The 1185-nt window shown below is 43.4% G+C and carries 1 protein-coding gene and 1 pseudogene; both read left to right on the forward strand.

The window, feature by feature from the left end:
* Window positions 1-269 (forward strand): annotated as a pseudogene (locus F6K20_RS39300) (hypothetical protein); the annotation flags it as partial.
* 351 nt (window positions 270-620) lie between these two features.
* On the forward strand, window positions 621-1185 hold a 565-nt coding region (locus tag F6K20_RS39305; protein WP_287298565.1), incomplete at its 3' end, for an FG-GAP repeat domain-containing protein.

Genomic DNA, 1185 nt, shown 5'->3' on the forward strand with positions numbered 1-1185 from the left:
TCAAGAGGCAAGAGGCAAGAGGCAAGAGGCAAGAGGCAAGAGGCAAGAGGCAAGAGGCAAGAGGCAAGAGGCAAGAGGCAAGAGGCAAGAGGCAAGAGGGGTGTGGGAAACCCCCTGATGAAGGCGCTGCATCGCTATTCCCTATTCCCTATTCCCTGTTCCCTATTCCCTGTTCCCTGTTCCCTGTTCCCTGCTCCCTGCTCCCTGTTCCCTGTTCCCTGTTCCCTGTTCCCTGTTCCCTTTCCTATATATCGATTAATCTTTCTTAACAAAAAAGGTACCCGCAAGGGTACTGTTAAAGCTGTATCAGGTCCAATAGTATAGAAAGACGCACCAGTACAGAGTTGGTATAAATGCTCTGAATAAGTAGAGGGAAATATGGCTAAACAATTACCAAGCTATGAACGGATTTTTGGAGAAATTGATTTCAAAAAAGGGGATGAAGCCCGTTCAGTTTATTCTCCTGCTGCTGATGACTCTTAAACCTCATAAACGCCTCTATTTCAAGAAAGGCTTGAAGGCTATAGCCCTTATACAGTCTGTCTTATAGCTTTATTATCACCCCTAAAGATGAGCGGGATTGTTATAAAATAATCTCTAAGGATAATGTTGAAGACTCCATGGGGTTGATTCAAGTCGTTTATGGATTGACCCAATGGATGCAAAAAAACGACTTTTCTGCCCATGACTTGTTAAAAATAACCAGTGGTGCTTATGTTGATAAAATCGACTTTACTAAAGGCGATACTATTCTAAATAAGTGGGGGCGATCGCAAAATAATTTGAAAACCACCAGCAAAGTAATTCCTATGAAAATTGCATCTTTTTTGACTATCATATTCTTATTATTGTCGTTTATCTTTGACAGTAGTTTTGTCTATGCCGATGAAATGTCGAGTCACTGGAATCCGCATAAATCTTATATTCCTCCAACAGATATTGCGGCCGATGGGTACGGTGATCAGGGAGTGAGATTGATCGATCTCAACGGGGATGGATTGCTGGACATGGTGCAGAATCGATATATTTCATCCTCCCTCTCACAAACCGGAGCTTGGATCAATCATGGGGAAAGTTGGAGTGAGAAGCAGAACAATTACATCCCTCCAACAGATATTGCGGCCGATGGGTACGGTGATCAGGGAGTGAGATTGATCGATCTCAACGGGGATGGATTGCTGGACA

The organism is Moorena sp. SIO2C4 (genome assembly GCF_010672485.1).
GTDB classification, from domain to species: domain Bacteria; phylum Cyanobacteriota; class Cyanobacteriia; order Cyanobacteriales; family Coleofasciculaceae; genus Moorena; species Moorena producens.